Raw genomic sequence first — 8,038 nt, forward strand, 5'->3', positions numbered from 1 at the left:
AATTTATTCTATTCCTGTCAAATTGGCAGCTTGTTGAAAATAAGGTTGTAGCATTTCACCCAGTTCTTGAACAATCAGAGAATTTGTATTTTGATCTAATTCTTTTAAAATTGCTTCTTTAAAAATTTCTTTACCTAAATTTTGGATGGACAGATATTCTTTAGCGTCAGTTGTCAGTAAATGATCTAGTGCTTCCTTGCCTCTAAAAAATATTTTTGCTTGTTGAAAATCCAATTGACTAGGATCATTAATACAAGATTGCCAGAAGTTTTCTCGCACCATATCTTGAAACAGCGATTTTAAACTAAATATATTTCTTCTAGATTCTCTAGCTTTACTAACTATCTGATTTTTAAACCAACTTTCCATATTTAGTAAAGATAAGGCCTTTAGTTTATCTAAACTTAACCTGAGATTGGCTCTTTGTCTAAATCTAAACCTTAAACATTCTAATAACTCTTCCATAATTGCATTCTGAAAATATTGTATTAGCCATTGATCTAGTTCTGCTTTAGTTACACTATTTGTAGTGTTGCTTCTATATGTCTTAGACTGTGATTCTTTTGTAGGTATTAGATTTAACAGATTAGCTATAGTTTCTGTCTCTTCAAGTAAAAAATTTTCCCATTCTTGTCTTGACCAATAAATTATTTTTACAGATTTAGAGTTCTTTTGTAGAAAATAACTATCTGGCCTTAAAACCATTTCATCAATTTTTTCTTGTGTACGAAAATCTCTATCGGAAATCCCAATTATTGGTATATTTTGATGTAATTTACTATTTGAGTAGATTAATTTACCTATAGAATTAAAGTTCCCACTACCACCTATTTCCTGTACTTTATACTTGATTGTTGATAATAACCCTTGATTTATTAGGTTGCCAATCACTCTATTAATAAATGGAACTTCGGGACTTGTAGGTTCACCTTCAATTAATATGTATAAAGTATCATCCAATATTTTCATTATTTTTCTCCCAAATCACCCAATTTAATGATTTCTGAATCATAAAACATTTCTGCCACAGTTGGAGAATGGGTGGTGAAAATATATTGATTATTTGAGTCATCTCCCCGCAAAACTTGGATTAATCTTTTTTGCCAAGCAGGATGTAAATGTAGTTCAACTTCGTCAATAAGAACAATAGAATTTTTAGCGGTATCTGCTGCTAAACCAACTAAGATTCTTAAAATTTGATGTTCTCCTGAACTCATTTGTAATAAATCATATTCTACACCCTTTCTTTTGAGAATCACAGTATCAGAATCGGGACCTGACTCTAAACCTATTAATTCTGAAGGAAAACAAATTTTATTAAATAATCTTTGAACTCTTTTCCAATATGATTCACCATATTTTTCTTCATTCCATGTTAAATCTTTACGGTAATATTGATTTAACCATAATAAAACATCGCTATGTGCATTTTGATCTTCCTGAGTTTGTTTATTAAAACTCTTAAATAATCTTACAGTACGTCTTTGATCTAAATAGCAAACTCCACCAATTCTATCAAATATTTGTGAAGTTTGACGATTTTTAGATATTGCCTGAGAAGCTCTACCTCTTGCACCCAAAACTTTAATAGAATTTCCAGGTGAAATATCATAATCACATAAATTCTTTGTATTTAGTTTTCTATTTGGATAATACCAAATAACTTTTGCTGGACTTTCTAAAGGTGGAACTGGGTTTGAAAAATCAAAGTTTTGGTCTAATTCAAGTGATGAATAAACATCATTAATAGCTTCAGCTTCATCTCTTTCAAGAGAATATTCAAATGCGATTTGAGTTGTATTTGTTATCCCCCTAACTAATTGTTGTATATTGTATTCTAAACCCTCTCTTAACTCTGGATGTTTTGGATTTTCAAATACTTTAACTACAACATGAATGGCATCTAAAATTGAAGTTTTCCCAGAACCATTAGGACCAACAATTAAATTGATAGGTCGAGGACGACTAAGTAAATCGGTAAAATCTAAAGAGATATCTTCAATAGCACGAAAGTTTTTTATATCCAAGGAATGTAATTTCATAATACTTCGTAATATTTGTATTATATTTAACTTCTACTAGACAGTAAATTCATCATGATGCGCTAAAAATAGCAGATCACTATTATAGCGAGTTTACCTGCTAATAGAGATGCAAAATTATTTTCTAAAACTATCCCCCAACTACCCAAGAAGCAGTAGAATTAAGATCCAACCCCAATTCCCTCCTTAATATGTATTGCAGTGGGGAATCTAAGCTTGATAAGGTTTATAACGTATAGGTGAAATCGTTCACCAACATACCGGGAACTAAACTTCCTCCTAATTGTCGGCTTCCGTAAGTTCCCACTTCGGGAATAAATTCTTGGAAGTTGGTTAAATCAATGAGATTTTCTGCACCCCAAAAGCGATAGAGACTTTCATCAAAGCGCAGGTTGGCTATGGGGGCAATGATTTCGCCATTTTCTACCCAAAAGCACGCATAACGAGTCATTCCTGTAATTCTGCCAGATGGGCGATCGCTCCAATTCAAATAATGTAAATTAGAAACATATAATCCTGTATCTAAACTGGGTAAAATCTGCTCAAAAGCCAAATTACCAAGGCTGATTTCTGGAGAACGTAAGGTTTCTGAACCATTCGCACCATTAGCGGGTTTATTATATTCCTTCGCCGTGCGAGAATTAACTAAGCTATTAATTAAAATGCCGTTTTCAATTAATGCTAATTCTGGTGCAGCCATTTCTCCCAAATTATTAAATCTCGGTACTAAACCACTTTGAAAATTTTCTTTTAAAGTGAATTTTGGGGAAAGTTGTTTTTCCTGACGTGATAAAGCGGCTAAAGCACTATTACCTTGTTGAATATCGGCTTCACTGATAGCGCCCCAGGAAAGCATACCCAATAATTCAGCCACCGCAGCCGGAGCAAAATAAGTTTTATATTGTCCTTTGGGTAATTCTTTAACTGGACGAGATAGCATTTCTATTTGCTGTTTCCCATCATTTATTTTAGCTAAATAAGCAGCTTCATTCCATTCACTTCCGGCAAAAGTTCCTTTTACAGCTTGTCCTGATGCCATAAATAAGGAATAATCTAAGTTAAATGAATCAGTCACAAACCAGTGTTTTTTTCCGCTAGAATCACCATAACCTCTGATAACAACTCCTCCAGCATACATCCCCGTAAAATCTAAATTAGTCACTGTTTCGAGGATACTGGGAACTAATATTTCTGGAGTTAGTAATTTACCAGTATTAATTTCTCGACTGCTATGATTTCCTGATGGTAAAACTAAATAAGGATCAATTGGTAATAATGGTAATTCATCACGTAATTCTTGTAAAGCGGTGGAGGCTAATTCCCAATCTACGTCCCAATTTCCAGTCAAGGGAAACTGACGGGAACTAGTGCGTTGATTAGCCATTAAGGTCAATTGAATCGAACCATCATGAACACAACCTGTTTGTCTAACTTTGGCAGAATTAAAGCGGGTAAATTGACTGCTTTCGCTGCTAAGTCTAACGGTGAAATGTTCATGTTCTGCTTTTTTATTCAGCAGAGTTTCGATGAGTTGATTAAAAGTTTTTTCTAAAGTTGATAATTCTTCAAGTTTCATGGTTTAAATTGTATCTGGATCAATATTTAATTCTCGCAATTTTGCGGCTAAACGTTCTGCTCTTCTAGCTTCCCATTCGGCTCTTTGGGTTTCTATTTTTGCTCTTTGGGCTTCTATTTCGGCTCTTTGCATTTGTATTGCTGTTTTTTTAGTCTCCTCTTCTGCGGTTTCTTCCGGTGTAGGAACTAACTCTCCTGCTGGGGTAAAATACCTTAATAGTCCTTGGTTAATTCCTAAGTATAAACCTAACTGTTGACTCCATAAATGTCCTTTTTCATTTGGTTCTAAAGGTTGATATTTATTATCTACTAAATGAAAACCTGCAAATTCTAGTGTATAAGGGTCAAACCAAAAGTAATCCGGTGTGCGGAAAGTATTTTGATAAAGTTCTTTTTTGTATTCTCTATCAGTATTAGCTGTACTTGGTGAAAGAATTTCTAAAATGAAATTAGGATATTTACCATCTTCTTCCCACACTACCCAACTTTTCCGAGTTTTGCGTTCAGTTTCCAAGACGACGAAAAAATCAGGACCTCGGAAATATTCTGATTTTTTCTGATTAGGACTATAGTAAATACTCAAATTTCCCGCAGCATAGAAATCATATCTATCTTTCCACAACCATTTGAGACATTTGATTAAGAGCATAATTTGCTCTAGATGTAGTTCTGTTTCCACGGGAGGTTCATCACTATATAAATCACTAGGAGGAAATATTACATCTGGGGAGATGTTTTCTTTGCATTCTAATTCTTGAGTAATCATCATGATATGATACCAAGTAGTTATTTATTGATTATAGCATTACGTAGGTTGGGTTGAGAAAACCCAACATTATATTATTCTTTTCTTGGGTGGCGCTGTTGCTTAACCCAACCTACATGACTAAAGGGTGTTTTGTTTGTTTAATCTGTTGTATAAATTCGGTAGTATTCTGCTTAAATTATGAATCTAGACTTTTAAAACAACCTCCCAGGTTAAGCAACAGAGTAAATTAGCAACTGGATTAAATTGTATCAGGATCTATATTTAATTCCCGCAGTTTTGCTGCTAAACGTTCTGATTTTCTCGCTTCTTTTTCTGCTCTTTTAGTTTCCTGTTCTGCGGTTTCTTCAGGTGTGGGAACTAGCTCTCCTGCTGGGGTAAAATACCGTAATAGTCCTTGATAAATTCCTAAATATAAACCTAGCTGACGACTCCACAAATGTCCTTGCTGATTTTGTTCTAAAGGTTGATATTCTCCGTCTACTAAATGAAAACCTGCAAATTCTAGTGTATAAGGGTCGAACCAAAAATAATCAGGTGTGCGGAAGGTATTTTGATAAAGTTCTTTTTTATATTCTCTATCTGTATTTGCTGTAGTTGGTGAGAGAATTTCTAAAATGAAATTAGGATATTTACCATCTTCTTCCCACACCACCCAACTTTTGCGAGTTTTGCGTTCTGTTCCTAAGACGACAAAGAAATCTGGACCTCGGAAATATTCAGATTTTTTCTGATTAGGACTATAGTAAATGGTGAGATTTCCCGCAGCATAGAAATCATTTCTATCTTTCCATAACCATTTGAGACATTTAATTAAGAGCATAATTTGCTCTAGATGTAGTTCTGTTTCCACGGTCGGTTCATCACTATATAAATCACTTGGGGGAAATATTACATCTTGGGAGATGTTTTCTTTACATTCTAATTCTTGAGTAATCATCATGATGTGATACCAAGTAGTTATTTGTTGATTATAGCATTACGTAGGTTGGGTTGAGAAAACCCAACATTATATATATTATTCTTTTCTTGGGTTGCGCTGTATATTATATCTTTTGTTGGGTTGCGCTGTTGCTTAACCCAACCTACATGACTTTGATGATTTGAATAATTAAATATTTTTGTCAGAATCAGGATGTCCAGGATTAAAGGATTTACAGGATTTTTGTTGGGATTTGGATTTTGATGATTTGAATAATTAAATATTTTTGTCTGAATCAGGATGTCCAGGATTAAAGGATTTACAGGATTTTTGTTGGGATTTGGATTTTGATGATTTGAATAATTAAATATTTTTGTCTGAATCAGGATATCCAGGATTAAAGGATTTACAGGATTTTTGTATGGATTTGGATTTTGATGAGTTGAATAATTAAATATTTTTGTCTGAATCAGGATGTCCAGGATTAAAGGATTTACAGGATTTTTGTATGGATTTGGATGAGTTGAATAATTAAATAATTGTGTGTTTCTCAAAGATAGTTCATTCAGAAAACAATTGAATTCCATATATCCTGGGATACGCCACGCTATCAGGCTTTGTTATCATCATTGACAGAATTGGTAGATTAATAGAATTTGGTGATCATTAAAAATATTTAATCTCTTCATCCTGTAAATCCTTAAATCCTGGATATCCTGATTCAGACAATAAATATTTAATCTCTTCATCCTGTAAATCCTTTAATCCTGGATATCCTGATTCTGACATTATTCTGTAAATCCTTAAATCCTGGATATCCTGATTCAGACATTTTTATTATATCTTTTGTTGGGTTGCGTTGTCGCTTAACCCAACCTACATGACTGATATTTTCACGGCTTAATTAAAGATTCCTCAGACTGACGATATTTAGCAATTAATTTACGTCTTTTTAAGGGTGGATAAAGCAGTATGAAAAGTGCCGGTAAACTTGTTCCAGTGAGTGCTAACAAAATAAATGTGTTAAAGCCTATTATTATTCCCGTTCCCACACTAATTCCCAATCCTATACTACTCATATTGAGTAGTATTAGTATATTAGTAAACAAGTTTTTAGCCTCTTTAGCAATGTCCACAGCCACAGCCACAGCCATAGCCACACCCAAACCCATACCCATAGCCCCACCCCAACCCATAATAGCCATAGCCACACCCACAGCCATAGGAGGCATACCCACAGCCATACCCACAGCCACACCCACAGCCACACCCACAGCCACACCCACAGCCATAGCCTCATTTCGACAGTAAATAAACGTTATACAACCGCACACCACGCCGAATACATAATTAGATATTGTCAAATAAGGTATACTCCAACTTATGAACATGGCTGCCATCACAACCTGTAAAAACATCACAATTAAACGCCAATAGGGCAATTTTATCTTCTCAATTGGTAAAGCCGCCGTTTGTACCTTCACCGTCAAAGTATGACTAGCTGGATAAGCATTACTATGAAAAATTAATTGACGTTTATACTGCTTATCCGCCATCAATTTACTCGTATCCACCTGAACCTGACAAAGAATATGATTCCTACTAAACTTACCAGGTTTAACTGAAATCCAAGCATGATTATCTGGTGTATGGGGAGGGTCTTGAGGATGAGATCCAACTTCCCATTTACCTTCTAATAAAGTATCTGGTATAGAATTTTCAATAATAATAACCCTAGTTAATTTTTCCCCCAACCTGTTCGCTTTCAACTCTAAAACCGTCTCACTAAAATCAACTGCTGGTACACGAATAACATCAAGGGGTTTGAGTGCTTCTAAAGCTAATTCTGCATTAGTAAATCGGTCTTTTTGTTTCGGTTGTACCATTTTTTCCAACCAACCGATAAACCGCAAACTCAACCGGGGTAAAAGATGACGAAATTTAATTAAATAAGGATCATCTTCATCTTGCAATTGATCTATTTTTGTTGACTTGATTCCTGTTAATAAACATATCAAAGTTGCACCCAAAGCATACAAATCTGTAGCATTTGTGGGTTTAAACATTTGCTCCGGGGGAATAAAACCAGGAGTTCCTTTAAATACACTACTTCCAGCTACATCATGACTACCAATACGAGCAAAACCAAAGTCAATTAAATAGACATTGATTTGTTCATCTACTAAAATGTTTTCGGGTTTGATATCTCGATGAATTACCGACGGAATCCGATTTTGTAAATATACCAGAATTTCTAAAATCTTAATAGCAATTTGTTTAATTTCTGCTGGTGAAAAACTGCGAGGTTCTGCTAAAGTAGAACCATGAATATACTCTTGAATTAAACAAAAACCATCGGAGGTTTCAAAGGAATGCAAGTAACTGGGAATACCAGGATGATCTAATCCTTTGAGTACCTGTATTTCTCGTGCGTGGGCTTCTGAACCAGACCAATTTGAACCCGCTTGAGCAAAACAAAACTGTTTAATTACTTCTGGTTGCTTTGTGTTAAGATTTGTTGCTAACCAAGTAATTCTACCACCTTCGCGGTTGCGTCCTAATTCTCTAATAACCTCATAGCCTTGTGCTTGAAAATCTGGGTAGATGCTCATACTTCTCAGAGGTAACAAGTATAGTAGTATATTTTAATTTTACCATAAGTAGGTTGGCGTTGAAAATTGTCGTTATGGCAAGGCAAAAGGCAAGAGGCAAGAGTGAAGAGGGTTTAGGCGA

At 34.7% G+C, this 8,038-nt stretch carries 7 protein-coding genes; all 7 read right to left on the reverse strand.

Going from position 1 to position 8,038, the window contains the following annotated elements; genetic code table 11:
* Positions 1–3: 3 nt before the first annotated feature.
* Positions 4–969: a hypothetical protein gene (locus HEQ36_RS21000; protein WP_168636058.1), complete on the reverse strand. Its 966-nt coding sequence runs from the start codon at positions 967–969 to the stop codon at positions 4–6.
* A complete protein-coding gene (locus HEQ36_RS21005; RefSeq protein WP_168636057.1) occupies positions 969–2,042 on the reverse strand; it encodes an AAA family ATPase in 1,074 nt (357 codons plus the stop codon). The genes HEQ36_RS21000 and HEQ36_RS21005 overlap by 1 nt, the downstream gene beginning before the upstream one ends.
* Positions 2,043–2,268: 226 nt before the next feature.
* Positions 2,269–3,618 carry a TldD/PmbA family protein gene (locus tag HEQ36_RS21010; RefSeq protein WP_168636056.1) on the reverse strand — a complete coding sequence of 450 codons (1,350 nt, stop codon included), beginning with the start codon at positions 3,616–3,618 and terminating at the stop codon, positions 2,269–2,271.
* A gap of 3 nt (positions 3,619–3,621) precedes the next feature.
* Complete coding sequence (locus HEQ36_RS21015) at positions 3,622–4,386, reverse strand: Uma2 family endonuclease (protein WP_168636055.1); 765 nt, start codon at positions 4,384–4,386, stop codon at positions 3,622–3,624.
* 238 nt (positions 4,387–4,624) lie between these two features.
* Complete coding sequence (locus HEQ36_RS21020) at positions 4,625–5,326, reverse strand: Uma2 family endonuclease (protein WP_053538978.1); 702 nt, start codon at positions 5,324–5,326, stop codon at positions 4,625–4,627.
* Positions 5,327–5,971: 645 nt separating this feature from the next.
* Entirely contained in the window at positions 5,972–6,094 is a 123-nt protein-coding gene (locus HEQ36_RS21025; protein ID WP_257720902.1) for a hypothetical protein, read from the reverse strand.
* Between the two features lie 104 nt (positions 6,095–6,198).
* Entirely contained in the window at positions 6,199–7,917 is a 1,719-nt protein-coding gene (locus HEQ36_RS21030) for a serine/threonine-protein kinase (protein WP_168636054.1), read from the reverse strand.
* Positions 7,918–8,038: the final 121 nt, after the last annotated feature.

This window comes from Anabaena sp. 54, from assembly GCF_017355725.1.
In the GTDB taxonomy this organism is placed as follows: Bacteria; Cyanobacteriota; Cyanobacteriia; order Cyanobacteriales; family Nostocaceae; genus Dolichospermum; species Dolichospermum heterosporum.